Annotated in this window: 18 protein-coding genes, 5 pseudogenes and 1 CRISPR repeat array (1 of these 24 cut by a window edge); of the genes and pseudogenes, 11 read left to right on the top strand and 12 right to left on the bottom strand. The window is 65.4% G+C overall.

Annotated elements, in window-relative coordinates; genetic code table 11:
* Positions 1-286: 286 nt before the first annotated feature.
* A complete protein-coding gene (locus tag AB0C46_RS20175) occupies positions 287-526 on the bottom strand; it encodes a hypothetical protein (RefSeq protein WP_362829236.1) in 240 nt (79 codons plus the stop codon).
* A 292-nt stretch (positions 527-818) separates the two neighbouring features.
* Here AB0C46_RS20175 and AB0C46_RS20170 point away from each other — a divergent pair, with 292 nt between their 5' ends.
* A complete protein-coding gene (locus AB0C46_RS20170; protein ID WP_362829234.1) occupies positions 819-3020 on the top strand; it encodes an NACHT domain-containing protein in 2202 nt (733 codons plus the stop codon).
* A gap of 124 nt (positions 3021-3144) precedes the next feature.
* On the opposite strand, the gene AB0C46_RS20165 is transcribed toward AB0C46_RS20170, so the two are convergent.
* Positions 3145-3630 (bottom strand): hypothetical protein, encoded by a 486-nt coding sequence (locus tag AB0C46_RS20165; RefSeq protein ID WP_362829233.1) that lies wholly within the window; start codon positions 3628-3630, stop codon positions 3145-3147.
* A 718-nt stretch (positions 3631-4348) separates the two neighbouring features.
* A complete protein-coding gene (locus tag AB0C46_RS20160) occupies positions 4349-4633 on the bottom strand; it encodes a helix-turn-helix transcriptional regulator (protein WP_362829325.1) in 285 nt (94 codons plus the stop codon).
* A 355-nt stretch (positions 4634-4988) separates the two neighbouring features.
* Here AB0C46_RS20160 and AB0C46_RS20155 point away from each other — a divergent pair, with 355 nt between their 5' ends.
* Entirely contained in the window at positions 4989-5996 is a 1008-nt protein-coding gene (locus tag AB0C46_RS20155; RefSeq protein ID WP_362829232.1) for an AAA family ATPase, read from the top strand.
* A 29-nt stretch (positions 5997-6025) separates the two neighbouring features.
* On the top strand, positions 6026-6580 hold the full coding sequence (locus AB0C46_RS20150) for a guanylate kinase (protein ID WP_362829231.1): 555 nt from the start codon (positions 6026-6028) through the stop codon (positions 6578-6580).
* Positions 6581-6605: 25 nt separating this feature from the next.
* Here the strand turns inward: AB0C46_RS20150 and AB0C46_RS20145 are convergent, their stop codons facing one another.
* Entirely contained in the window at positions 6606-7475 is an 870-nt protein-coding gene (locus AB0C46_RS20145) for a DUF1932 domain-containing protein (RefSeq protein ID WP_362829230.1), read from the bottom strand.
* A gap of 12 nt (positions 7476-7487) precedes the next feature.
* A complete protein-coding gene (locus AB0C46_RS20140; protein ID WP_362829229.1) occupies positions 7488-8135 on the bottom strand; it encodes an HAD family hydrolase in 648 nt (215 codons plus the stop codon).
* Positions 8136-8613: 478 nt separating this feature from the next.
* Here AB0C46_RS20140 and AB0C46_RS20135 point away from each other — a divergent pair, with 478 nt between their 5' ends.
* Positions 8614-9075, top strand: a complete 462-nt coding sequence (locus tag AB0C46_RS20135) for a DUF4254 domain-containing protein (RefSeq protein WP_362829227.1) — start codon at positions 8614-8616, stop codon at positions 9073-9075.
* Positions 9076-9614: 539 nt separating this feature from the next.
* Positions 9615-10415, top strand: a pseudogene (locus AB0C46_RS20130) (pyridoxal-dependent decarboxylase); the annotation flags it as partial.
* Positions 10416-10778: 363 nt separating this feature from the next.
* Here AB0C46_RS20130 and AB0C46_RS20125 read toward each other — a convergent pair.
* Positions 10779-11417, bottom strand: a pseudogene (locus AB0C46_RS20125) (DUF317 domain-containing protein); the annotation flags it as partial.
* Between AB0C46_RS20125 and AB0C46_RS20120 the strand changes: the two are divergent.
* Positions 11393-11524: a DUF6233 domain-containing protein gene (locus AB0C46_RS20120; RefSeq protein WP_362829225.1), complete on the top strand. Its 132-nt coding sequence runs from the start codon at positions 11393-11395 to the stop codon at positions 11522-11524. The pseudogene AB0C46_RS20125 and the gene AB0C46_RS20120 sit on opposite strands and share 25 nt — an antisense overlap.
* A gap of 172 nt (positions 11525-11696) precedes the next feature.
* Here the strand turns inward: AB0C46_RS20120 and AB0C46_RS20115 are convergent, their stop codons facing one another.
* The 5 genes and pseudogenes from AB0C46_RS20115 to AB0C46_RS20095 form a co-directional block, all read right to left on the bottom strand.
* Entirely contained in the window at positions 11697-12731 is a 1035-nt protein-coding gene (locus AB0C46_RS20115) for an IPT/TIG domain-containing protein (protein ID WP_362829324.1), read from the bottom strand.
* Positions 12729-13265 (bottom strand): annotated as a pseudogene (locus AB0C46_RS20110) (IPT/TIG domain-containing protein); the annotation flags it as partial. The gene AB0C46_RS20115 and the pseudogene AB0C46_RS20110, both read right to left, overlap by 3 nt.
* A gap of 172 nt (positions 13266-13437) precedes the next feature.
* The gene (locus AB0C46_RS20105; RefSeq protein WP_362829224.1) at positions 13438-14181 is read right to left on the bottom strand and encodes an IPT/TIG domain-containing protein; all 744 of its coding nucleotides are present in this window, start codon (positions 14179-14181) and stop codon (positions 13438-13440) included.
* Between the two features lie 123 nt (positions 14182-14304).
* Complete coding sequence (locus AB0C46_RS20100) at positions 14305-15000, bottom strand: hypothetical protein (RefSeq protein WP_362829222.1); 696 nt, start codon at positions 14998-15000, stop codon at positions 14305-14307.
* A 1924-nt stretch (positions 15001-16924) separates the two neighbouring features.
* On the bottom strand, positions 16925-17674 hold the full coding sequence (locus tag AB0C46_RS20095; protein ID WP_362829221.1) for an IPT/TIG domain-containing protein: 750 nt from the start codon (positions 17672-17674) through the stop codon (positions 16925-16927).
* A 951-nt stretch (positions 17675-18625) separates the two neighbouring features.
* On the opposite strand from AB0C46_RS20095, the gene AB0C46_RS20090 reads away from it, so the two are divergent.
* Together AB0C46_RS20090 and AB0C46_RS20085 are read left to right on the top strand one after the other, a co-directional pair.
* Positions 18626-20197, top strand: a complete 1572-nt coding sequence (locus AB0C46_RS20090; RefSeq protein WP_362829219.1) for an IPT/TIG domain-containing protein — start codon at positions 18626-18628, stop codon at positions 20195-20197.
* Between the two features lie 715 nt (positions 20198-20912).
* Positions 20913-21203, top strand: a pseudogene (locus AB0C46_RS20085) (site-specific DNA-methyltransferase); the annotation flags it as partial.
* A 97-nt stretch (positions 21204-21300) separates the two neighbouring features.
* Here the strand turns inward: AB0C46_RS20085 and AB0C46_RS20080 are convergent.
* Positions 21301-22230, bottom strand: a complete 930-nt coding sequence (locus AB0C46_RS20080) for a DUF5655 domain-containing protein (protein WP_362829218.1) — start codon at positions 22228-22230, stop codon at positions 21301-21303.
* Between the two features lie 315 nt (positions 22231-22545).
* Between AB0C46_RS20080 and AB0C46_RS20075 the strand changes: the two genes are divergently transcribed.
* From AB0C46_RS20075 to AB0C46_RS20065, 3 genes and pseudogenes are all read left to right on the top strand, one after another.
* Complete coding sequence (locus AB0C46_RS20075) at positions 22546-22740, top strand: hypothetical protein (RefSeq protein WP_362829216.1); 195 nt, start codon at positions 22546-22548, stop codon at positions 22738-22740.
* 55 nt (positions 22741-22795) lie between these two features.
* Positions 22796-23727: pseudogene (locus tag AB0C46_RS20070) on the top strand (IS5 family transposase).
* A gap of 1273 nt (positions 23728-25000) precedes the next feature.
* A complete protein-coding gene (locus AB0C46_RS20065; protein WP_362829215.1) occupies positions 25001-25168 on the top strand; it encodes a hypothetical protein in 168 nt (55 codons plus the stop codon).
* A 359-nt stretch (positions 25169-25527) separates the two neighbouring features.
* A CRISPR array of direct repeats spans positions 25528-25866; the repeat unit is 29 nt; unit sequence GGGACCAACCCCGCATGCGCGGGGACCAT; it runs 116 nt beyond the window's last position.

Raw genomic sequence — 25866 nt, 5'->3', positions numbered from 1 at the left:
GGGCCTCTGACCTGCGTCGGAGGCCCTTTCCGGCCTTTCAAGCGCTTGCCGCCTTAGGCGGCCGAAAGTCCCTCGAAACTCCCTCTGACAGAGCTGAAAGTCCCTGAAAAATCCCAGAGGTGGGCGGTCATCGGAGGTGTCTGAGCAGCCGCTCCATGGGGGTACCCATGCTGATAATGAAGTTGCGTGCTGCTCAAGGCGCTGCCCCCGCTGGGAGCGGGGGTGGACGGCTCTGTCGGCGTGATCTCCGCCTACGCGGAACATGACGCCCGCCAGTTGACAAGCATCATTGGGAATCCTTACAGGCGAGCTCGATCAGCCGCTTGTCGCTGGGCTGCTCCAGGCCCTGACGGTACTTCTCGATGCCGTAGCCCTGCGGATACGCGATCCCGTCGCTGTTGATGGCCCGGGCGGCGGCGAGTTTGCGGCCTATGGTCAGCCAGTCGACCCCAGCCAGACGCAGATCGATTGCGTCGGCGCGGCGCTGAGTGATGGCGGCCCGCGTGGCGCGGTCGGGGCGGCCCATGAACACGACTCCTGGGCCCCGCGCCTACCTCCATGATCTCTGACTGAAGAGGCAGACCACTGGCGCAGACACCTCAGGTGCCGGAGCAGGCGGTAGTTCCCTCGGGCTGATGAGCCGGACTCCGCAGCTCCGCGAGCGCGCTCAGGCGGTAGCTGGCCCGGTCACTCAACCCAGCATCGAGCGAGTCATACCGCCAGGAAGCGTTCACTGAAGGACAGAAGCCCGAAGGAGAGCCGTCGCTTGATGCTCTGTAGTCCTGCGGCTTCGAGGAGCCCAGCGGCATAATTGCCGCATGATGCGCAGGGGGTTTTGGTACAAGTCCACAGTCGCAGCGTTTGCGGCATTTGCTGTCTGCATGGCCTTCTGGGCGGCAAGAGGCTTGAGCATGTCGGGCTCGAAGGGACTACCAGTCCTTGCGGCTTTCACCGGCCTCTCGGGCGTAGCGAGCCTTTTCATCACCTGGAACAGCTCACGCGCTTCCCGGTTCGAGCGCGTAAGCGGTAAGAGCTTGCACGATGCGGCTGACAGACTGGCGCAAGGGCTTATCGAAGAACGCGCTCAAACAGAACGCAGATTCCGCCTCAACGATCCTTACCCCATGCCAGTTCCATGGACGGCAGCCCCAAGCGACCTAGTTGACGACCTGGAAGAGCAAAGTAAAGTTGCCAGAAACTTCCCAGGGTTTACGGCTGACCAATCCGCTGATTGGCTCACGCGCGTTGATGATCTTGATGGTCAGGGGAATGATCTAACTAAGATACTCGAACGTTGCCCGACCGGCCGACTCGTTGTGCTCGGGGAGCCTGGAGCCGGAAAGACGATTTTGCTTTCCCGGCTCCAATGGGACCTGCTGGAAAAGAGGGAAAGCGGAGGTCCTGTGCCAGTTATCTTTCCGCTGGCTGAATGGAACCCTGACGATCACGACCTTCACTCTTGGATGAGTGAGCGGCTGATTCTTGAGCATCCGTTCACCGAGTACCCTTATCTGGATGAAGAGGGCTCCCCAAGTAAGGCAAGCGCTCTTCTCAAGAGAAAGTTCATCTTGCCGATCCTGGATGGATTCGACGAAGTTCCCAGCCAGAGCAGGTACTCGGTCCTAGATAAGATTAATCAGTCCCTTCTGATGGGACTGCCGATGGTTTTGTCCAGTCGTACGGAAGGCTTCCGATCGGCCTTGACGGTTGGTTCAGGTGCTGGCATTCGCCTAACCGGGGCGGCGGGGATTGAAGTGAGTCCTGTGCCTGCGGCAGAAGCTCGCGACTACCTGTTGCGTGACTCTGGGGGTGCGGGCACCCAGACCGCGAGGCGCTGGGACTCGATCGTTCAAGAGCTCGGTAGCAATAGCGTGCTGGGAGAAGCCTTGCGTACGCCTCTGGCCCTGTTTGTCTGTCGAACTATTTACAAGGCCAGACCCGCGAGTGGCGCACACGCGGTACCTTCACCTGACGAATTGTGTGACCGATCCCGGTTTCCCGATGCGGAAGCCGTCAAGAAGTATCTCTTTCGTGCGTATATCCCTGCTGTGTATTCAGGCGATGCCTCTGGAAGTCCGCGAGGGCGACTCACCCCGGAGAGGGCTGTGCGCGCACATCGTGCCATTGCCCGACATATGAGCCTGACCCTTGGCGGAGCAACAGAGATCAGATGGTGGGATTTCCACCGTGTATCGCGACGAACGGTGACATGGACGAGTCTAGGACTGGCACTGGCGACCTTCCTCCTTCTCTTCCTCCCTCTGCTCCACGAGAGAGTATCCGCCGTCGCGTTCACGATCCCTGCTATCTTTGCGTTGCTGACTTTCCTTACTTTGCGGTCAGTGCTCAGGAGCTCCTACAGGGTCTTGACGAATGGTGTCCGCTGGAAGTTCAAGCCCTATATCGCCCTGATCGGCGCTGCTGCTGGCTGCGTGGCCAGGATGACGCGCCAGTCGATGGACGAGAGCTATGCCGGAACTTTGCATATGCGTGAAGGGCCGAACCTGGCGAGCATTCTTTTCTCGACTCAGTCGATCGGGTGGATTGCTTGCGGAGTCGTCCTATTCCTCATGGGTTTTTGCTGGACTCCACGCACCGCGGACACGGCGCTGCCAATTAGCCCACTGGGAAGCCTGCGAATTGACCGTAGGACGTTCGTGAAGATATTCGCTATATGGGCAGGTTCTACGGCGATTTCCGTAGCCGCCGTGCTAGGGGCGTGCTTTTCCCTCCCGCCAACCACCCCTCCTGAAATGGTAGACGAGGTTGTGGTGGTGTTTGCCGTGGCGTTCTGTGGTCTGGGAGTGATTATCGGACTTGTCGTTGGGATCTTTTTCGCCTTTCGATATACGGCCTGGGGGATGTTCGTGATCGCCCGCCCACTCAGGGCAATTCTCAGTCAAACGCCACTGCGACTCATGACGTTTCTCGAGCATGCCCATAAGCTCGGTGTTCTGCGGAAGGCGGGGCCCTCGTATAAGTTCCGTCATTCGGAAGTCTATAGGAGTCTTTTGAGGTAAAGTCGGAATCCATAAATTCTTCGCATGCATGCCCACAAATGCGGACGTCGGTTGTCCCCGCCGGGTTCGACGCTCTTTACGAACCCAGGCGGGGCCAGGTTCTGTGACCCGGCCCCGCTCTGGGCTACCTGAGCAGCAACTGCTCCGGACCTTCGGGGTGTGCAGTGGCGGCAGAGGGTTCGGCTTCAGGAACTGCTCGGTTGGCCCGCACCCACCAGGCGAACTGCCAGTTACGGCAGGTCCGGTGCAGTCTCGCCCGACGCAGTGGAGCGTCGGCCGGGATGGAGTGCTCACCCCAGCCGAAGATGGGCCGCGCGTTAGCCAGCCGGACCTCGATGCCGGGCACCATGGTGTCGCCCTCCCAGGTTTCGCCCGGCGCATGCTCAAACGCCAGATGGGCATTCCGGGGCCAGTCCCATGAGAACGGAAGGGGGTATACATACCAGGCAGCCGGCGGATTCGTTGCCGGCAGCCACAGCGTCTGATGCTGCTTCCGCCGGTCGATCCGGGGCTTGTCACAGTCGGCGAAGGTCTTCAGGCAGTGCTGCGTGAGGTCGAGTTGACGGATGCCGGCCAGGCACATGATGCGGTAGCTGGAACGTGCTTCCATTTCAACGCGGACTCTTTGTGGATCCGCCCCCGATTCCATTCATCTGAGCAGTAAACCTTTTCATCGTTGACCCTCCAGGGTGAAGAAGGCTGCGGTCATAAGCCCCGGGCCTTTCGGCTGCCTGGTCGATCGCCCGGGCAAGCAAGACGCGTACTACGCCGTCGATGCGTTGCTCGTCGGCGTGTACTCCTGGCCCCCGTCGCCGAACATGTCACGCCAGTGCTTTTCGGCGGAGCGGGTGAGGTCGCCTCCGAGGTATTGGAGGAATCGGCCTGCCAGGGCGAGCCGGGCTCCGGCAACGGTCGCGGCTCATCAGCTCCTCGTCCAGGCGCTCGGCGCCGGTGCGGATCGCGCGCAGGCAGCTGCGGTTGATCAGCGCCATCAGGGAGGCGAAGTGGCCGGTGGACCGGGCGAAGAGGTAGTCCGAGAGGTCCTCGGCGAGCATGCCGGGATAGGTGTCGGCGAGGACGAGCTTGTGCTCGATCGTCTTGAGCAGCAGCCGCCACTGGCGGCGGCCTTCCTCGTCGGCGACCTGAAACGGGGCCAGCGTCAGCGCGGTGGTGCGGCGGCCGAACTGGGCGAGCGGGCTGTTGCCCGGCTCGAAGCCCTCGTGCAGGATGCCGCGCTCCTGAACGCCGACACCGACGTAGACCAGGGTGAGGGGGAAGACGTTGGAGAGGTGCTTGAGCTGGTTGGCGACCTCGTGCCCGCGGCCGGGTCAGGACACCGCTTGGCACGGTGGAGCCGGCCCGAGGGGGACTGGACGGAGCATCGGGCCTGTGAGATCAGCGGGTGCGTTCAAGCCGTCCAGAAGCACGATGATGCGATCGATGTTCGTGAGCCTCCGCTGTCCAGACTCAAGCATCGATAGGAAAGCCTGGCTCAGGCCTGTCAGGAGCGCTATGTCCTCCTGACGGAGATGGCCGCGTTCTCGTACGAGCTGGCAGAGCCTGCCGAAGTCCCGCTGAACTAAGGAGTCTTTGATGTCCTCGTAGGTCCACACCTGGGTCGGGACGAAGGGACACGCTGGCTGTGCCACAGTCTCAGTGCGGTTACAGACGGAACAGACGGTGTCGCTGTTATACCGGCTCAAGTGGCACCGGCAGGCGGTGCACCGGCGACCGCCCCACGCAGCAGCTACCTCGGTAGTTCGCGGTCTCGACACTGTGATCGTCTCCCTCGCCGAGTGATCAACCTTGGCTCCGGCAGGTACTCCGCCGGGGTGGGGCCCATCACATCTGCGTTCGGTGCCGCGGAGTATCACTGGTGCTTGGCCAAGCCGCTCATCATCGAGCGACGTGACTTTTCAACATCCGCTTACACATGCGTTCGCGCGGGGCAGACTTAGTGTCCCGATCATGGTGAGTAACGGGCAGGCGGTAGAAGTCATGGCGAAGACCCGCGCGGGGTGGCATCCGGGCCAGCTTCGCTCCATGCGCGAAGCACATGGCCTGACGCTTGAGGGTGCCGGTGAGCGGCTACGTGAAGTGGCGCGCGCCGCCGGACTCACCGTGCCGGCAGCGAACTTCCAAACGTTGTGGCAGCACGAGCAGGGTGAGGTGTATCCCGGCCCGCACTACCGCCGGGCCTACTGCCTTCTGTACCGGGCTACCGAGCCTGAGTTGGGGTTCCGGAAGGCGTTGCCGGGTGAGCAGACGCAGCTCCGGCTCACGCCCTCGAAGGTGGAGCCGCTCGGCGACCACGTGCTAGCTGTTGAGCGCGCGGTACTGCAGATCGCTCCGGGTAGTGCCGACAGCAAGGGGCAGGAGGTTCAGCAGCGCATCATTGATGCGTGGAAACGCCGTCACACGGGCGGCGACCCGAATCGACCCACCCTCTTGATGGTGGGCGGCCTCGCCGGCAGTGGGAAGTCGGAGTTCTCACGGTTCATCTCGCGGCTCACCGGGTGGCCGGTCCTCGATAAAGATCCCATCACCCGACCGCTTGTTGAGCGGCTGCTCGTCGAGTTGGGAAGCGATCCAAACGACCGCCACTCCCCGGCATATCGGGAGAAGGTGCGGCCCTTGGAGTACCAGTGCTTGCTGGAGACCGCCTACGCCAATGTCGACTGTTCGATCAGCACTGTGCTCACCGCGCCATTCGTTGCCGAGGTGAGCGACGAGCGGTGGATGCGCCGGTTGATCAACCGGTGTGAGGCACGGGGAGTGACGGTGGCGGTCATCTGGATCCGGTGTGACCTTGAGACCATGCACGAGTACATCAGCTTCCGCTCGGCAGCCCGCGACAGCTGGAAGTTGCAGAACTGGGATGAGTACGCGGCGACGATTGATCCGGAACTGCGGCCGGTCGTACCGCACTTGGTGGTCGACAACCGTCTCGGTACGGCGATATCCCTCACCGATTAGGTTCGACAGGTCTTCGGGACGGTGTTCGCATGAGCCGGGGCGGCATTCTGCTGTACGGTCCGCCCGCATCCGGGAAGGACACCATCACCACGGCACTGTGCGACTTCAACGACGCCTATCGCGCGTTCATGCGTCTCAAGATTGGTAGTGGCCGTACTCGTGGCTACCGGATGGGGACCGCCGATGAGCTCGTAGAGCTTGAGGCACGCGGAGACGTGATCTACCGCAACGACAGGTACGGCAACATCTATCTCGTAGACCGTCCCAGCCTTGCCCAGGCCATGCAGGACGGGGGGATTCCCATCCTGCATCTCGGGCAGATCGCAGGTATTGAGGCGGTGGTGGAGAACTTCCCCGCCTCGTGGACCAGCGTGCTCCTGTGGTGTTCGCGGGAGAGCACCGCGAACCGCTCCAAGGGGCGCGGTGACAGCGATACCGAGGCTCGGCTCTCTGCCTGGGACGCGACGGCCCAGGACATCGAGACCAGCACGGATTTCGCTTGGGACCTACGGCTCGATACCGGCGCCGTCTCGCCTGCAGGGGCGGCGCACAAGATCGATCTGCTGATTCGCCGCGGTATCTGACCGCGGGCGAACCGCGCGGACCCGGCTACGGTTCGTCATGCCCCTCACGACCGTGGTCGACATGCAGGAGCGCGAGCGCCTCGGCGACGGTGAGTTCACGGTCTCGGGCACCCGCCCACTGGTGAAGAACTCCGCTGGCCGCTCGCATCAGATCGTCCGGCAGCCCGGCCTCCCGCAGCAGAGCTGCTGCATCGTCCAGTTCAGGACCCCAGCGCCAGGCACGGGAGGCCGTCTTGGGGATGTAGCCGGCCTCGGCCAGGTAGCTGCCACCCCGTTTCCCGGCGATCTTGACGAGCTCGTCGGCAACGCCGTTTGTATCAGCGACGCCGTAGGCGAGCGCCGCCAGGACGCGGGAGACCTTCTGGTAACTCGAATACGACAGCTTCAGCGCAGAGGCCGTACCCACCTCGGCACCCAGCACATGGGGTTTCACGTCACTCGCGGCAAACAGGGACGCGACCTGAGAGCAGCCGTCAGGGGCTCCGGACAGATACAACGTGGGCTGCTTGCCACCCACCGGCGGGGAGCCGACCACCGCGCCATCGATGACCACGGCGCCAGGAAGAAGCTCTGCGACATCCCTGACGCGGCGCGGCGTGATTGCGTTCGCCTCGATGTACAACCGGCCGTCGAAGCCGCAGGCTGCCACCTGCTGTGCGACATCCACTGCCGCGGCAGGCGGGCACAGAGACAGCAGCACATCGGCGCGCGCCACCAGCTGCGGAAGGCTATGTACGCCTTCGAGGCCGGCGTTCTCGGCCCGTGTCCGAGACCGGCTGCTGCGGCCGTCCGTGCACCACAGCACCTGCACGTTGTGCCGTCGCAACTGGGCGCCGAAGGCGGCGCCCATGCTGCCGGGATGCAGCAGCCCAACCGTGATCGCTTCAGAGTCCACGGGCACGTCCTCTCAGCTCACGGTGAGCAGCAGATCGATCGCTTGGCATACATCAGTGGTGGCGTGGTCCGGCTCCGCGTCGCCTCCGGGCCAGGTCCTGCTGCCGCTGATCCAGATGGTGCGCAGTCCGGCCGCTCTGCCGCCGCGGATATCGGTGTCCACACCGTCGCCGATCACCCAGCCGCCGAGTGCGAGGTCGGCTCCGCATGCGGCGGCCGCCTTCTCGAACATCACTACCTCCGGCTTACGCACTCCGACTGCCTCAGAGGCGCACACCGCATCAACATGATCGACGATCCCCGACATAGCCACTTTCGCGGTCTGGATCTCGGTGGTGCCGTTCGTGGCGACGACGACCTTCCATCCGGTGCGTCGGAGCGTGGACAGGCCCTCAAGCACATCAGCAGGGCAGGTGACCGAGCGAGCCATGTATACGCAGTAGTCACGCCACAGCGCCTCGGTCGAAGGGGTAAGGCGGTACTGCGCTCGGATCGTCTCGAAGGCCGAGGGGTGGGCACGCGCGTGCACCAACTGGAGCAGATCCGCTCGGTCAAGATCACTCAGCGCGTTCTGTGAGGAGAAAGCCGAGACCCAGTCGGTCAGGGGGCCTTGGCGGTCAACAAGGGTGTTATCTAGATCGAAGATCGCCAACCGCTGCATGGAAGCAGACCTTACGGGACCCGTGAGTTGTCCGGAACGCGCAGTTGGGCGCCATGATGACGAGGTCTCGCGCAGCGTGGGCTGACCGGCCGACGGTCGCGTCGATGACGAGACGGACCCGATTCGCCAAGTCCTGCTCTATGCCGTCACATTCACGGCGTCGTTGCTCAGCGCTTCAGCGATCGATTGGCGCGCAGGTCATGGGCATATCACAACGGTGATGTGATCGACTCGCGCCGATGGGCCACTCTTGCATCCACCCTCCGCTCGCGCTCACGGCTGTCTCCCATGGCCGTCGGCAGGGGCTGATCCAACGAGATACCGAAGGGGGATACCGCTGATGACGAATATGCCAGCTCAGCTGGATCTAGACACGGGCGAGCGTGATCAATACCCGCGAACTGTAATGATTCAGGGTAAATGCTGCTTCGACATACAAAATGGGTAACGTGGATGGTGCGAGGATGCTCTCGCCGGGATGCTGTTTCCTCGCTCGCCGGAGTTGCTGGAGCCGCTGAACCGGCTGTATGTGAACAACAGCCGGCAGTGGGACGCCGAAGATCGGGTGCGGCGAGCTGGAGACGGGGAGATTCCGGCCATCAAACGGGAGATCGACGAACTCAACAGCCGTCGCCACGAACTCATCGAGCAGATCGATCGAATCTTTGATGCGACGTGGGGTGCGGATCAAGACGTGCCTCCCCTTACTGAGTCGATCGGCTCGGCGCTGGATCGCCTGTCGGTGGAGACGCTGCGGGTCATGCATACCGAGCAACTCGTCGAGGGTGACGCCAGCGCGGCGGAACGTGTCGCGATTCTGCGTCGTCAGCGTGACGATCTCGTGTGGTCTATCGCAGTCGCTTGTGAGGACCTTGCCTCCGGCCGACGGCGCACGCCCCGACCTGAGCGCATCAAGCTCTACGGGAAGCCCGGACGATGAGCGCGGTCGTGTTGCTCCTCCAAGGCACTGGGGTCCGCCATGACAACTGATTGCTCCGGGTATGGGGATGGATTCGCAGACTGGCGCAATGGCCTGTTTCTGCGCCCCGATGGCGACAACGCGGACGTGCTCGTCGAGCTCATCCGCGGTGCACTCGATGAGGCGCTGAGCCATCAGGGTGCGGGGCCCGTGTATCCGCGCTGGGACCAGAAAGACGGGCGTTCACCGGTGGGTGGCGGACACCTGTTGGAGGACCCAGTCGCCTCGGAGACGGTTCTTAGCCAACTACGTTGGTGGCTGGCTGGATCGGTCAAGGTACATCACCACATGTTCGCCAAGAACGTCGTTCCGCCACCGTCGTTCGTCAACCTGGCGGCGCTGTGCGCGGTGTCGTTGTTCATGCCGAACGGCGTCACTGGAGAGGATGCCGCCGAGACCCTTACCGCCGAGCTGTCCTGTGCCCAGGCGATGGCGCGGCTGGCGGGGTATGACCCGGATCAGGCAGGTGGCCTGTTCACGTTCGGGGGACTGCGACCAACCTGTACGCGATCAACGTTGGCATCTCCAAGGCGCAGCCCGACCACGCCGAGCGGGGGATCGAGCCTGGGATGGCCGTCGTCGGTTCCTGGCCGGCGCACTACTCGCAGAAGTCCGCCTGCGCGTGGCTTGGGATCGGTACCCAAAACTACATATCCGCTGCGTCGCTGCCCGACCAGACCACAGACCTGGAGTCGATGGAAGCGGCCTGCCGCGATGTGCTGGCACGCGGGCATCGACTTGCCTGCATCATGGGCGCTGGCGGCACGACCTCCAATATGGCTGTTGATGACTTCGCCGAGATCGCTGCGATGCGGGATCGGCTGGCCTCCGAATATGGTCTGGATTACATGCCCCATGTCCATGCAGACACTGTCGTCGGCTGGGCCTATCTCTGCTTCCTCGATTACGACCTGCATCGCAATCCCCTCGGATTCAGCCCACCTGTCGTGGCCAAACTCTCACGGCTTGTGGAGCGCTTGAGAACGGTGCGGCACGCCGACTCGTTCGGAACCGATTTCCACAAGACAGGGTTCGCGCCGTACACGTCCAGCATGATCATCATGCGAGACGGGCGAGACTTCTCGCGGCTACGTCGCGACGGCGGAGTCATGACTCCGCTGTTCCACGATAAGGACGCCTACAACCCCGGGACCTTCACACTGGAAACGTCTAGGTCAGCGGCCAACATGGTCGCGACCTGGGTTGGCCTGCAGGCCCTGGGCAAGCAGGGAATGCGGAAACTTCTCGGTCACGCGCTTGAGGCAGCCGAAGCCCTTCGTCAACACGTTGATGCCCTGGCAGCTCGCGACATGACGGCCATCAACAAACATTCGTACGGCCCGGATGTGTTCTTGCGCTGTTATCCGCCGGATGACCCGGCCGTTACCGACGAGGACGTCAGCGACACCAGCTCAGTGCGCCGAATAAACCAGTACACGTCTGACCTGTTTGCGTGGCTTTCGCGGCAACGCGTACCGGAGGCCGAGCAGATCGCGCTGAGCAAGACCTCCGCGGCGTTCTACACCCCGACTGGCGAGCCGGTCGTGGCTCTGCGGGTGTACTCCCTCAACCCGTACTTCTCCGGTTCTCACGCCAGGGAGCTGATTGTGCGCCTCCTCAAGGGCAAGCGACAGTTCGACGCCATTCATCCGGATACTCCGTGTCGAACCCCCGGTGCGACTGCGGGCGGCCATGACGCGGAGATCGGCGGCAGTCCGAGGGAGGCGTGCGGCGCGGTGGACGGCCTGGGTGACAGCGGTGCGCCGTACGTCGAGCGGGGTCGGAGCGCGGGAGCCCCAGGGCTCGGCGGCCGGGGCAGCCGGGGTCAGTGTGACCAGGTGCTCCATCCGTCGGTCGATCTGGTGCCGTTCACGGATCACCGGGGCCGAATCCGCCATGACGGCCGCGGTCGCGGCGATCAGATGGGACGGGGTGTCGGCGGTGAACACCGCTTCCGCCCGAGTGCCCCAGCCCGGTGGACCGGCCCACAAGGTGACGGCCTCGTCATCCGGGCCGTACCTGCGCCTGTCGATTACGGCGCCGGCCTGGCCGTCGGGGGCGACGATCTCGACCGTGCCGGGCTTGGTGGGGACGCCGCGCTTCCAGCCGGCGTCGGTCAGCGGCCGAACGGCGTCTGCGCAGTAGATCGACGGGTTTGCCAGGAAGCGTCCGTTGCTGTCGTAGGCGTCGGCCTCGGCGTAGTCGTGGGCCAGGGCGGTGGTGAGGCCGGCGACGATCTCGGCCGGGGTGACGTGGTTGAAGGTAGCCGTCCAGCGGGTTGCGGAGGCGGCCTCCGTGGCTGCGCCCGCGGGTCCGGCCGATCACCCGCCGCGACGCCATCGAGGCCCTCACCGCCGGCGTAGAGGCGTGCGGCCTCTGCCGCCCCGACCGTGAGCTCCGGGTCGACTGAGTTGCGAGGTGGGAATGCGGCCAGCAACGGGGGCACCACCACCGCGGGGCCGGGGACAGCACCGCCGTCCCCGGCCCCACAGCACGAGCGTGGTCCGAAGCGGCTAACTGATGGCCTCAGAATGAGGCCCATGCCTCCCCGCCAGTCCATAACCATAAGCTGACGCGGCGCATCAGATCCCTGGTGAGCCGACTCGCGTGTAGGTCTTCGGGGCGCTGGTGCCGCCGGGCGTGGTGACGGTGACAGTGACCGGCCCGGCGGCTCCGGGCAGGGCGTCGACGACAATGTGGCTGTCGGAGACGGCCGTGAACCCGGCAGGCGCGCCGCCAACGAGCACCGTGGTCGCCTGGGCGAGGTTGGTGCCGGTGAGGGTGAAGGTGATGCCACCGGAGGTGGGCCCCTGACTTGGGATCAGAGTCGTGACAACGGGTGCCGGCAGGTAGGTGTAGGAGGCCGCGTTGCTCGTCCCGCCGACGGTACTGACGGTGACATCGGTCAGACCCGCGGCTCCCGCAGGGACCACAGCCGTGATCTGGGTGTCCGAGACCACCGTGAACGCTGACGCTGCGGTGGTACCGAAGCGCACCGCGGTGGCCTCGATGAGGTGGACACCGGTGAGGGTGACGCTGTTCCCGCCCGAGAGCGGGCCCGAGGGTGGGGCGACGCCGGTGAGGACCGGGGTGCTGACGTAGAAGTAGGCGCTCGGGAGGGTGCTGGTGCCGCCCGGGGTGGTGACGGTGACACCGATCGGCCCTGCGGTGGCCGCAGGGACCACGGCGGTGATCTGGGTCGGGGAGACGACCGTGAAGGAAGTTGCCGGGGTGGCGCCGAAGGTGACCGCGGTGGCTCCGGTGAGGTTGGTGCCGGTGAGGGTGACGGTGTTCCCGCCCGAGGCGGGGCCCTGGTTGGGGCTGACGCCGCTCAGGATGGGAGCCGCGGAGTAGGTGTAGGAGATCCCGTTGCTGGTGCCGCCCGGGGTCGTGACGGTGACCGGTACGGTGCCGGTCCCGGCAGGGGCGACGGCAGTGATGTGGGTGTCGGAGACCACCGTGAAGGAGGCTGCGGGCGTGGCACCGAACCGCACTGCGCTGGCAGTGGCCAGCCCCGTGCCGGTGAGTGTGACTGTTGTGCTGCCGGCCGTCGGGCCCGATGTGGGGGTCACCGAGGTCAGGGTGGGTACCGGAGCTGTCGTGTATGTGAATGGCACACCGTTACTCGTTCCTCCGGGTCCCGTCACGGTGACCTGCACTGTGCCGGATCCTGCAGGAGCCGTCGCTGTGATCTGAGTAGCGGAGTTGACCACAAACGAAGCCAGCGTAGCGCCGAACCGTACCGCAGTCGCGCCTGTGAACCCCGTGCCGGTGAGCGTGACCGTCGTGCCACCAGCCGACGGACCCGAAACAGGACTCACCGATGATAGGACCGGCGCGGGCGTGGTGACGTAGGTGTAGGTGACGAATTGGTTGCTGGTGCCGATCGGGGTGGTGACGGTGACCTGCACTGTGCCGGTCCCGAGTGGGGTGGTAGCGGTGATCTGTGTGTCGGAGATGACGGTGAACGAGGGCGCCTGTGTGGCGCCGAATCGGACTGCTGTGGCGCCGGTGAAGCCGGTGCCGGTGACCGTCACAGTGGTACCACCCGCGGTGGAACCCGAGGTGGGTGAGACGGAACTGACGGCGGGCGTGGCTGCGGCAAGGGGCTGCGCGGCGGAAGCGGTTGGAGAATGTGCTGAGCTATTCACGGCCGTGATCCTTCGAGAGCGTGAGCCCCGGCCAGCCGCAGAAGAGATGCGCCGGGCCGAGGCTCGTCAGAGAAGTGAGGTAGGCCCGGGCAGGGAAGGGCGCACCCTGTCCGGGCCTGATGTCCGCACGCCTGATGGCCATGACCAGGCCGTCGACGGCTCAGATGGTGGGTCAGATGCCGGGTCCGGCCAGGTAGGTGTAGCCACCGGTGGCGGTGGCGCTACCACCGGTGGTGGTCACGGTGACGTTGACGGCACCGGCAGCCCCGGGCGGGGTGACGGCAGAAATGGTGCTGTCGTCGATGACGGAGAACGGTGCGGGCGTGGCTCCGAAGGTGACCGACTGGGTGGTGGTGAAGTTGGTGCCGGGGATGGTCACCGCAGTTCCGCCGGACGCCGGGCCGGAGGCAGGGCTGAGCGTGCCCAGGGTGGGGCCGTCGACGTAGGTGTAGGTCAGACCGTTGTTGGTACCGCCCGCGGTGGTGACACTGACGCTCACCGGCCCGGCCGCCGCGCCCGCCGGTACGGTGACGGTCAGCTGGCCGTCGTTGACCACGGTCGGGGTCGCCGTGGCGGCACCGAAGTTCACCGCGGTGGCGGTGGTCAGGCCGGTGCCGTTGATGGTGACGGTATTCCCGCCGCCGGTGATGCCGGATACGGGGGCGATGCTGGACTTGAACGGTGCGCCGACGTAGAAGAACGACAGCGGGTTGCTGGTGCCGCCGGGGGTGGTCACGGTCACCGGAACCGTGCCGGTGCCGGACGGGCTGATGACGGTGACCGATGTGGGGGTGTTGGCCGTGATGGTGGCTGTCTTGGTGCCGAAGTGCACCGAGGTGGCGCCGCCGAGGTTGGTCCCGGTGATGGTGACGGTGGTTCCGCCTCCGGTCGATCCCTGGTTGGGGGAGATAGGCATGGTGTTGCTCCTTCGTTGTGGTGCCTGAGTGGGAATGACGAACCGTGACCGGACAGCTGTGTTCGCCGTCGCGGTGATGTGGGTTGTCTGGTGGAGCATTCGGCCGATAGGCCGGCCGGGCCGTCAGGTGCAGCCGATGACGCTGCCTGACGGAGCACAGTTGTCCGGGGTGTTGCCGCTCACATTGGTGGCCAGCAAGTTCACGCCCCCGGAGTTGGCGTAGATGCCGCCGCCCCCGCCGGAGGTGGCGGTGTTACCGGTGACGGAGCTGGCTGTCAGTGATACGGCGCCGTTGTCGTTGTAGATCCCGCCTCCGGCGACAGCGGTGTTGCCGGTCACGGAACTGGTGAGCAGGGAGACCGTGCCACCCAGGTTCGAGATGCCGCCGCCGGGGAAGGGGGGCACGGCACTGCCGCCTCGGACGGTGACCCCGACCAGGCTCAACTGGCCTTTGGTGCCTGGCACGTTCGCGGCACCTTGGACTTGCAGGACCCGGAAGGCCGGCGCGCTCGGGTCGCGGGTGATGGTGACGCCCATCCCCAGCAGGGTGATCGGGGTGGTGATGGGCGGTAGTCCCACCGGACCGGTGGGGGTGCTGCCGTGCGCGCTGGTGAGTTGGTAGGTGCAGAACGGAACGAGCGCCAGGGTGTCGCCGCCGGCCGCGTTGGCCGCAGTGATCGCGTTCACCAGCGAGGTTTCACTGCACAGCACAGGCGTCTGAGCGTGTGCCGTGTTCGGGACTGCGGCCAGCCCCGCGGTCAGCGCCACGGTCAGGGCGCAGACACCGAGGATGGAGCGTAAAGTACGGACAGTTCGCATGGCGTCCCCAGGGAGAGGTGACGTGAGCCGCCGCACCAGCCGATGTCGATGAACGGCACCGGATGATGCTTCACTTCCTCTGCGCGGGAGGACACCCGCCGCGGCACCAGGTCTGTACCGCCGCCTACGCTCTCAAGTGGGATCAGCAAAGGTAGGCCAAGCTGCCCTCCCCCGAGAGGATGGGCGGCCCACCGGATTGGATGGTCATCAGTAACCCACCCGAGTGAGCACATCTGCAATGCCCTTGACGGGCCATCACCCAGATGGCAGAGCTCGCACCGGTCGAGAGACGCAACGTCGGCGGTGATACGTGGCCCGGCCGCCGTTCCCCGGCCGCCGTTCCCCGGCCGCCGTTCCCCGTCCGCCGAGAGCGACACGCCCAGCAGCCCATGACAGAAGACCCGAGTTTGTCGCTGGCGGACAGACCTTGCCGGATGGCAACGAGGGTCGGCACCAGGCGAGCGCGAACACGTCGTCGGCCGACGTGCCTTCCTGGCCGAGTCGGCCTGCCCGGCGACTGAACATCCGGTGCCAACGACTACCGGTATCGATCAGCCACTCGTCGCAGAGGGGCCGGGTAACGAACCCAAAGTCCATATCCCGGCCGCTCGCAGTCGCATCGGCCGCGTCACGGCTACCTCGTCGACACTGCCGGCCAACTCCGCCCACGCCGCGGTCTGTCGACGTGTGCGTGGCACCTTCGCAAAGCGACAACGCCACGTTGCCCTGGGGCCTGGCGTCCGACCGGCGGCCGAGGCCACCGCCTCAAGGCCGACGTGCTCGGTGACGAAGAAGCGGTAGCGAACCAGGTCGATGCTGCGCCGTTGGTCACGCACAGCGTGTACGTCGTAGCAGGTGAGGTCGCGGACCTACGCAGATCATCTGGGGTGCGCTCCGCAGGACCTGGGACGCGATCCCGGCCCCGAGCCGGTCGAGGACCAGGTGCCCCAGCTCGGCCCGATGATCCAGCTCACCTCGCGGGAAGGACGTCGGGCGTCGCACCTCCGGACCGGCAGCGCGTTGGACGGGGCCAATGACGACGGCTACCTGCCGTACACCACTCTCGATCGGGACGGTGGACCGGTTGTCAGCGATGCCTTGCCACGCTGCGGGGTTCTGCGAGAGAGGAAGAGGTGCCGATCAGCCGGCACCAAATCACCCATCGTACCGGCTGATCGAACCAAGCCTCCACTCCCAAGAGACCCCAAATTGCGACCATTTCGCACTGCCGCATAGCGTGCGACTAGGCGACAGGCATTCAATGGTCGACACACCTCGTGGGGTGGGCACCAGGCCAGCCCGCTTGGCTCTCCCCAGATAAGCCCACGACTCGCATGCCGACAATGGCGCCGGTAGCGAGTCACCCGCATGGAGTAGTAGCGGGCTTCGTTCTCTCCAAAGAGGAAATTCGACAGACCGCGGTCGGTGGTGCGAGTTGGGAGCTGGTGGGTCTCGGGCCGCGGGTTGATCGCCAGCAAGGTGTGATCGTTTCACGGTACGACGCCGGAGCACCTGCCCCGCTCCCTGTACTGCAGGGTGGCTGCAACGGGAGCGGCTTCCGGACACGGCTCTTCATCGGCCGAGTCAAGCGGGGTGTCGCCGGCAAGGTTGTCGGGTTCCTCGCCGAAGTGTGCCGAAGGTCAATGGGATCTCGTAGGGCTTGGCTCTTCGTTGATGCTGACGATGCTCAGCGGCCGTGCAGTCGGTGGACGTGAGCGGCGAGGCGATGTCCATCGAGTTCCGTAGTAGTGCCGGGGCGGAGTGTGATCGTCGTGCGGCACCGCCGCGTGGTACCTGGAACCGGCCACATGGCAGACGATCGCCCCTTGAGGATCACGCCGTCGACCGGCCCGAGCACCCCGCCCCCAGCCCGCGCCAACGAAGTGGCAACTTCAGGTTGGAAACGGCTCATTGGGATTCGCCATCAGGTGTAGGTGAAGCGCACGGGGTTGCTGGTGCCGGCGGGGGTGGTGACGGTGACGGGCACCGTTCCGGTTCCGGACGGGACGACAGCGAGGATGACGTTGTCGGACAGGACGGTGAAGCTTTCCGCCGGGTGGTCACCGAAGGCGACGCTCCTCGCGCGGTTGACCTTGCAGCCGAAGATGACGACGGTGCGGCCAGGGCGGCCACTCCTCGGCGTCACTGCCACGAGCTTGGGTGGCAGTGAGGTGCTGTAGGTGAACGACTCACCATTGCTGGTACCACCGGGCGTGGTGACCCTTACCGGCACCGTCCCGGTCCCGGGCGGAGTGGTGATCCCGATGATGGTGTCGGAGGCAACCGTGAAGCCGGCGGCCGCGGTACCACCGAAGTCAACCGCCGTCGCGCCGGTGAAACCGGAGCCCACAGCGATGATGTCGCTGCCACCGGCCGGATCGCCCGCCTGCGGCGCAATCGCCTTGAGGACCGGTGATTCCGCTGATCCGGCGTAGGAGTATGTGAGGCTGTTGCTGGGGCGTCCGGCAGTGACAACGCTGACCCGAACGCTTCCACTTCCGGGCGGCGCAACCGCCGTGATCGTGGTGTCGGAGGTGACGGTGAAGCTTGGGGCCGAAGTGGCGCCGAAGGTGACATCGCTGGTAGCGGCGAGCCCGCAGCCGCTGATGGCGACGGTATTGCCGCCTGCGGCTGGGCCCGTGCTCGGGTGGAGAGCGGTGATGTGGGCAGACATGCCACAGCCTTCTTTCCTTCGTAGGCGATCAGTTCGCGCGCAGGTCAGCTGACCTGCGCAAAGAAGCCAGCCGCATCGGTACGGCGAGGCAACAGGCCGTCAGATGGAGGCGGACTGCGATCGATTGCGAAGCGGCCTCAACCGATTGAACTGAACCTGTCCATACGACGGGAAGGAGTGAGTTCACACTCGATGAATCATATGTGGTGAATATGATTACCTTATAAGGAGCCGGGAAGCTCGCCGCTCTTCCCGGCTCTTCCGGCATGCGACTATCCCGGTTCGCTTCGCTCCCCAAGCGCCTGGCCAATACCTCCGCCAGATGCTGCGGCTGATCCCCAAGTGGCTCGAGGGTACGGCAGGAGAAGTCGTCGGCGAGGATCGTCAGCCTCCACGGGATTCTCATGCCGCGGACAGGAGTTGGTCCTCGGCGCAGGCCATCGACACGTCGGAGTTGTCGTGTTCGAGGCCGAAGTTGGCGGCCGGGCCGCAGCAGCCGCCCCGGGGCGCCATTGGCCTCGGGTACACAAGGATGGATGCTCTGCTCGGGTTGATGCGCAGATGGGGGGCGGTTCCTGCGGCGGTGGTGATATTGAGTTCAAGGGGCGCGGAAGGGAGTACAGGGCGTTTTTCATATGGTGTGAAGTGCCTCCAATCCGCCTGCCGGTGTGCCCACTTCTTCGGTTTACTGCTTCGGGCCGGGGAATTCGACGTATACGGGCTCGCCTTCAAAGGCCGCCCCGCGCAACGTCTTTCCGCTACGCGTCGAGTATCCGGACCTCGGCAGACGAGCAATCTCCTGCTACATCCTGCTCAGGAAATGGGTGCACGATGAAGACACAGGAAACAACCACGCCCCCAAGACCGTCGATTCACGGCGTCTCGGCAACTCTTGCCGCCCCGTCCCCGCAAGTGATCGCGACACTCCCGGCGGGGACCAAGCCGCTGGGAGTGGCGACCAGCCCTCTGGGGCCGCCGCTCGCTTACGCGGCCAGTAACGCCTCGGGGACCGTCAGCATTCTCGATACCGGAACGCTCACGATCTCCACCCCTGCGGCCCCGTTGATCGCCCCCGCAGGGGTCGCGCTCACCCCGGACAATGTCTACCTCTACGTGGCCAACAGTGGTGGGAACACTGTCAGTGTGGTGCAGCGCAATCTCTTTGCGGTCACCAACACGATCGGGGTGGGGAAAAGCCCCTTCGGTATCCAGGTGAGCCCCGACGGCCTGTTCGCCTACGTCGCCAACCAGAGCTCGAACACCCTCAGTGTCATCAGCACCGTCACCCGCGCCGTCGTCGCGACCATCCCGGTCGGGATCAAGCCCACATGGGTGGTAGCCGCCCCCAACGACCTGGAGGTGTATGTGACCAACCAGGGCGGTAACTCGCTCAGCGTGATCAGCACGGTCACCAACACGGTCGTGGCGACCATCACTGGCCTGTCGGTTCCCTACGGCGCAGCGATCACCAGCGACAGCCGGTACCTGTACGTGGCCAACAGCACCGCGAACACCATCAGCGTCATTGACACCGTCAGCCGGACAATCATCGCCACCATCCCCGTGGGCACCACGCCGTGGGGCGTGACGGTCACCCCGGACAACAGCCACGTCTACGTGGCGAACAACGGCTCCGACACGGTCAGCTATATCGACACCGCCACCAACACCGTGAGCAGCACCGTCTCTGTCGGCCATCAGCCGACCGGCGTCGGGGTCGCCGCCAGTGGGCTGACCGCGTACGTGTCCAACAACGGCGCGAACACCGTCACCATCCTCGCGCTCATCAACATGATCAGTCCCTCGGCGGGGCCGGAGGCCGGCGGCAACATCGTGACCGTCACCGGCACCAACCTGGCCGGTGCCACCGCGGTGAAATTCGGCCAGGTGCCCGGCACCATCATGGCCAACACGCCCAACCAGATTCTCGTGGTCCCCCCACCCGGCGTCGGTGTCGCCCAGCTGACCGTCACCACTCCGGGAGGCACCAGCAATCCCAAACCGTACGTCTACGCTCCGGGCGGCGAGCTGGATGGCCTGGTTCCGGGAACCGGCCCGACCGCCGGCAGGAACATCATCAGCATCGAGGGGCACAGGTTCAGCACCGCCACGCAGGTGCGCTTCGGCTCGGTGCCCGCCGTGCCCACCGTGCTCAGCGACCAGTTAATCACCGTCACCGTCCCACCCGCCGCCGCGCCTGGCCTGGTTCCCGTCACCGTCACCACGGCTGGCGGTATCACCTCTCAACCCATCACCTACGCGTACATCGATCCGCCCTTGCTCAGTGCCGTGAGCCCGAGCACAGGCCCGGTCCCCGGCGGGAACGTCATCAACCTCTACGGCCTGAACCTGTCGACGACCAGCCTGGTCACGTTCAACGATGCGCCTGTGCAGTACAGCGTCCAGTCCGACACCGTCCTGACCGTCGTCGTGCCCCCGAACCCAGCCGCCGGAACGGTGGACATCACCGTCACTACCGACTCCGGTACGAGCACGCTCACCAGCGCCTACGTCTACGTCTGAGCCAGGAACCGGGGAGCGGGGCGCAGCTGGTTCGGCTCGGGTGAGGCGCCGCAGCAGAATGCTGGTGAGGGTAGGCAGGAACTCCTGCAGCCGGTGTTCGACGTACCGCCGTCGTGACGCGGGGCAGGCATCCTCACTGCTGAGTGCCTGTCCCCAGTTGGCCGACCGCAACGTCCATGGCGGCTACGGCCGCCATGGTGAGCGAATTGAAGAGTTCTTCGGCGTCACGGCATCACGGCGTCTTGGCAGTCCAGCGCTGTCGGAACCCGGAATCTGAGCTACCGGGCAAGTACAGCAACGACGGCTCGTTCCTTCTCCGACGCCCTCCACCATCCTGCGAACGGGAAACCGAGGACCTTCTGGGCTTCACCAGCCTCGCCTGCACCCTGATCTCCTCCTCCATCTGGACACCATCGGCCGGCAAGCCTCTATGCGCTGTTCGTTATGGAAGTGCACGCCCTGAGGGCCTATGTCTTCGGCGTCACCCCCGTCGTGGAAGGACGGGGGACAGCCCGACTCAAACTTACCGGTGAGCCATTCGCCACCACGCCCGTCGGCAAAACGGAGACGGGGGGAACACCCCTGAGTGCCGGTGGTACGTGGACGGATCGCCGGTGAGGACCGGGGCCGGTGTTTCCCTCCTGCACTGGCCCCGGAACAGGCGAGCGGCTCTCACAGCCCCAAGGCCCCGCGTGGAGCCGCCAGGTGGCCGGTCCGGGACCTGTACCTGCCCGGCCACTACATCGCCTCCCAGCCCCGCAAGGACCGCGTGCACATCACCCAGAAGCCGGTCGAGATCATGCAGCAGCTCGTCCAGATCTGCCCCGAAGGCGGCACCGTCCTTGACCCCTTCACCGGAAGCGGATCCACCGGCGTAGCCGCCCTGCGCGAAGGCCGCAACTTCGTCGGCGTCGAGCTGTCCTCCCACTACGCCGACGTGGCCGAACAGCGCCTCCACGCCGAACTGACGCAGGACGACTTCACCCTGGCCGGACCGGAGGCGTGATCATGAGGCTGGAGAGCCCCGATTCAGCGTGCCGCAGACGCCAAAAGGGCGGCTGGAGCATCGAGTAACCGATGCGCCAGCCGCCCTTCTCGTTGCGTCAGGCCGCCTCGAACGCCCGCCGGATCAGCGGCGCCGCCTTCTCCAGGCCAGCCGCCGAAGCGAGACGCACCTCCAAGTCCCCGGTCCCCAGGTGCCCGATGCCGCGCATGTCCCGCGTGAAGCCCTCCTCCAACTCGACCGTGTCCGGGTCGAGTCTGAGATAGACCAAGATCGCCTCGTGCTTCGGACGGAAGAGCACCGATGCCACGTTCACCAGCCGCCGGTAGGCGATGTAGTGCCGCAGCGCCGCCACCTCCACCTCGCCCCACGCCGTCAGAGCATCGTCCAACTCCGCATACAGGTCCCGCAGGCACTCCGGAACGAGGCCGGCACCCGCCGGCGCAGGAGTCACCGGTGCCGCTGGCGAACTGCCGACCACCGTCTCTCGGCTTCGCCGAGACGAAGCGGCGGTCGGGAAGCCGGGCGAGGAGTCGACGAGCAGCAGGCTCAGCAGGCCGCCCTCAAAGACCCGGTAGCGCACCAGATCGATCCGCTCGGGCAGCCGCTGCACGGCCACCCGGTCGTGATGGGAGAAGCCGGCCGCGATGCAGACCATCCGCGGCCGACGCCAGTTGATCGACTCAGCAGCCTCCGCGCCCAGCACCTTCCGCACGAGCGCCTCGAACTCGTGGTGCGCCGACTCCAGCCAGGACAGGTATGAGACGGCCTGCGACAGCACCCCGCTGTCGGAGCCCTTCTTGAACTCGATGACCACCGGGCTGCCGTTCTCGTCCAGCCCGAGCGTGTCGATCCGGCCCCGGTGCCACGGACCGGTCGGGTACTCCGATGCCAGGAACCGGATGCCGAGCATCTGCTCCAGACCGGCCTCCACCCGCCGCTGCAGCTCCACCTCCAGCGCCACCGTCGAACCGGACCGCTCCACGTCCCGCCCATCCACGTCCCGCCGGAACAACATCAGCTCGGCCACCAGCCAGCGCCCCCTTCCTGTGATCTCTGCAAGAAGACCAATCGACGGACGGCCTGGGGTATTCCGCCTGAGCCGGGGCGCCGGTTTCCGCAGCGTCAATGCGCGCGTTTGGTTCATGTCCCTGCACCCGGCCAGTGGGGTCGGCCATGGGGGCGGTTGCGGATCGGTGGCCACGCTGTGGTCGAGGGTGACCTGTGACAGGCGATCTTGACCGATTGCCAGGAGATTTCGTTGACCAGTGGTTTCTGGCACGTCCCGGGGCCCGGGCTTGAGACGATCGGCAGGACCGTACGAACGAATACAGGGGTGGAGATCATGATCAATCTGGTGCTGCTCGGCGTTTTGGTGCTCGCCATCAGCGGGTGTGTATGTGTGGTGTGGGCGGAGCGCGGCGGACCCCGTTGGGTCCGTGGTGTGGCGAGCGTGACGCTCGCCGCGAGCGAGCTGGTGCGTCGCTCCCGGAAGAGGAACCGGCGACGGAGCTCGGGAGTCACCAGTGGCCGCGACTAGGCAGTGTTTCTCGGATCTCCGGACGTGGGTGGGGTGTTGGGGTCAGGCTGGTTCCATGGGTCGTGGGGATTTAACGAATGCGGAGTGGCATCGACTGGAGTCGTTCTTGCCTCGTGGTGGTGCGCGTGGGGGTCGGTGGAGTGATCATCGGCGGGTGATTAACGGGGTGCTGTACCGGGTGCGGACGGGTGTGCAGTGGCGGGATCTTCCCGAGCGGTTCGGGCCGTGGGAGACGGTTTACAAACGTCATCGCCGCTGGTCAGCGGACGGCACGTGGGAGAGGTCGCTGTCCCTAGTCCAGGCTGCCGAGGACGCTGAGAGCCGAATCGACTGGGACGTGTCAGTGGACTCCACCGCGGTGCGGGCTCATCAGCACGCCGCCGGCGCGCGGAAGGTGCCCCCGGCCGCGGTTCCTCAAAAGGGGGCCGGGCAGGGGACGAACCGGGTCGATCCGGTGCTGCGGAAACTGGTCGTCCGATTGGAGGAGGTGATCAGATCGGCGAATGCCTGGGACGCTCCCGCGGCGGCTTCACCACCAAAATCCACCTCGCCGCCGAGGGGCGATGCCGACCCCTCGCGCTCGTTCTGACACCCGGGCACTACGGTGACGGACCCCAGCTCGACCGGGTGCTGGAGCAGGTTTCCGTGCCCCGCACCGGAGTCGGACGGCCACGCAGCCGACCCGACCACGTCCTGGCGGACAAGGCCTACACCTCCCGCAAGAACCGCCGTTACCTGCGACGACGCGGAATCCGGCACGCCATCCCCGAACGCCTCGACCAGCAACGACACCGGCACAACCGCGGCTCCGACGGCGGCCGGCCCACCGGATTCGACAGCGAACGCTACAAGAAACGCAACACTGTCGAGCGAGCCATCAACCGCCTCAAGGGCTTCCGGGCCGTCGCCACCCGCTACGAGAAACGCGCCTACGTCTACCTCGGAACCGTCACGGTCGCGACCCTCATGATCTGGCTCCGAACATGATCCGAGAAACAGTGCCAACTCGGAACGGATGAAGCAACCTGAACTGGGTGGTCAAAGTCGTCCGACAATCGGTCAAGATCGCCTGTCAGAAGCAGAGGGTCCGGGTATCACCCCCTCTGCGCCTGCTCGATATACCGGAAGTCGCATTTCCGAAAGAAGCCGGTCCTGGTGTTCGCCGTGTCGGCGCGGCGGTCTATCTGCGGGTGCCGGTTCGGCCGCTATTGACGGATGCGCCAGTTTCCATGAGCTTCACCGGATGCACCGCAGGTCAGCGCATGGAGGAACCGCCAGCTCCTGTTAGAGGAAGGGGGTCTTCCTGGTTTTCTGCTTGCGACCCGGGAGAGCTGGTGAGCACCAGCCCGGAATCCGCGGGCTGTTGTCGTCCTGCGTGTTGGTCGAACGGGAGGGTGCCAGATGCTCGTCCGAGGTCGTAACGCACAGGGGCGGCTTCCGGCCTGCCTGACCATTGGCCAATGGCCGACCGCGCGAGCCGGAGGAGAGCGCGACGAATCATACCTAGTCGGTCAACTTCGTGATCGCCCCAGGTGGAGACGTTCTCAGCCGAGGTCCGGATCTGGCCCGCCTGGGGTCGTGCTGCTGCATATTGACCACGCGGCAAAGGGGCCGCTTCGGCTCACCAGACGGGAGACCTCTGCGTCACGCGGTTCTTTTCAGCCAACTGCTTAGGCGGTCAAATCCTCTTCGAACCTCCTTCTCGACTGAAGGGGTCACAGAAGATCGCAGGTCATTGACCTGCGTGTATTCACTGATGTACTCACGCAGCCTGCGTGCGCTAACGCTATAAGCGTCATGGCCGAGCCGATTTTCGATGGCCTGATCTGTCCGCCCCAGGCTGCGGCACTACGGTCCTGGGTGGTGGCTGCCGCCCGGCACGACTGCGAGTTGCTGCTTGCTGCCTTGATAGACCCTCAATCGCCAGAAGGGGTACGCCCGTTGAGCGTAGCTTCGCCTTGCGGCTCGGTTCCTGACCGTGGCTTCGAGTTCCTTCCGACTTCCAGAGCACTTCGCCAGCTCCGCCGACCGCCACAACACCAGCGGGGCTGCCCCCACCCGGGCATGAAGGCGACTTCGGCTGACTGGCCCTTCAGCACGCCGACGACGGCCTGGGCTGCTGGCTCGAACGCCCCCAGGACGACCGCATCCACGAACTTGCCGACCGCCTGAACGAACAAGCAGGTCCGGCGTGGGCCGAAGGTTCCTAGGCCGCCCAGCCCCCGCCGGACCAACAGCACCCGAAGAACGGAGTACCACCATGCACAGTATCCGCCGCACCTGGCAGTGGATCGCCCGCCGCCGCATCGCCCTGCTCTCCAGCGCCCTGCGTGGCGCCGCCTACGCCACCGGCGCTGGTCTCGTCGGCCTCGCCTTCTACCTGATCCAGCAGCAGCTCGGATCACCCGACGCCCCGGCCGGACGCTGAAGGCGCCTCAGCGCGTGACCCCGGACCCGGGTCACGCCGCCAGATCATCGCCTGTTGGATGTCGACAAGCGCGTGGACTACGGTGACCGAACGAGACTCCGTGGTGCCAGCGTGTCAGTGGAGGGCCGCCACGTGCCGAGGGGTGACGTCCTCCGGTGGACAGCCGGTGGACAGACGCCTTTGGACAGGGCAGCACGGGGCAGCACGGAGCAATCCGGTGCACCCGCTCTGATCAGCGGAAACGTCACGAGGCGGCACCACGTAGCACCAGGCAACATGACTGCTCACGGTCTCGTAATGCGTAGGTCTATCCGAATCCCGAAAGCGGCTCAGCTTTGCTCTCCACGCCTTTACAGCAAGGGCGCAACCTCGCGGGTGCGGGGAGCAGACACCACACCTTGGCCCACCGACCCGGACACGGGACCAACTCCGCGGGCGCGGGGAGCAGGTTGCCGATGTCGGCGGGGCAGATCAGGTGGGGGGACCAACCCCGCGGGCGTGGGGACCATAATCCGATCGAGCAGCTGCGGGAATTCCTCCAGGGACCAACCCCGCATGCGCGGGGACCATCCAGCACAACAGGTTCAGTGAAGGTGGGGGCGGGGACCAACCCCGCATGCGCGGGGACCATGAAGGTCCCGGGTGCTCTTGGTGGACACTGGTGGGACCAACCCCGCATGCGCGGGGACCATCGGCCC

Source organism: Streptomyces sp. NPDC048637 (assembly GCF_040650675.1).
Classification (GTDB): Bacteria; Actinomycetota; Actinomycetes; order Streptomycetales; family Streptomycetaceae; genus Streptomyces.
This window is presented reverse-complemented; position numbering and strand designations above follow the sequence as displayed.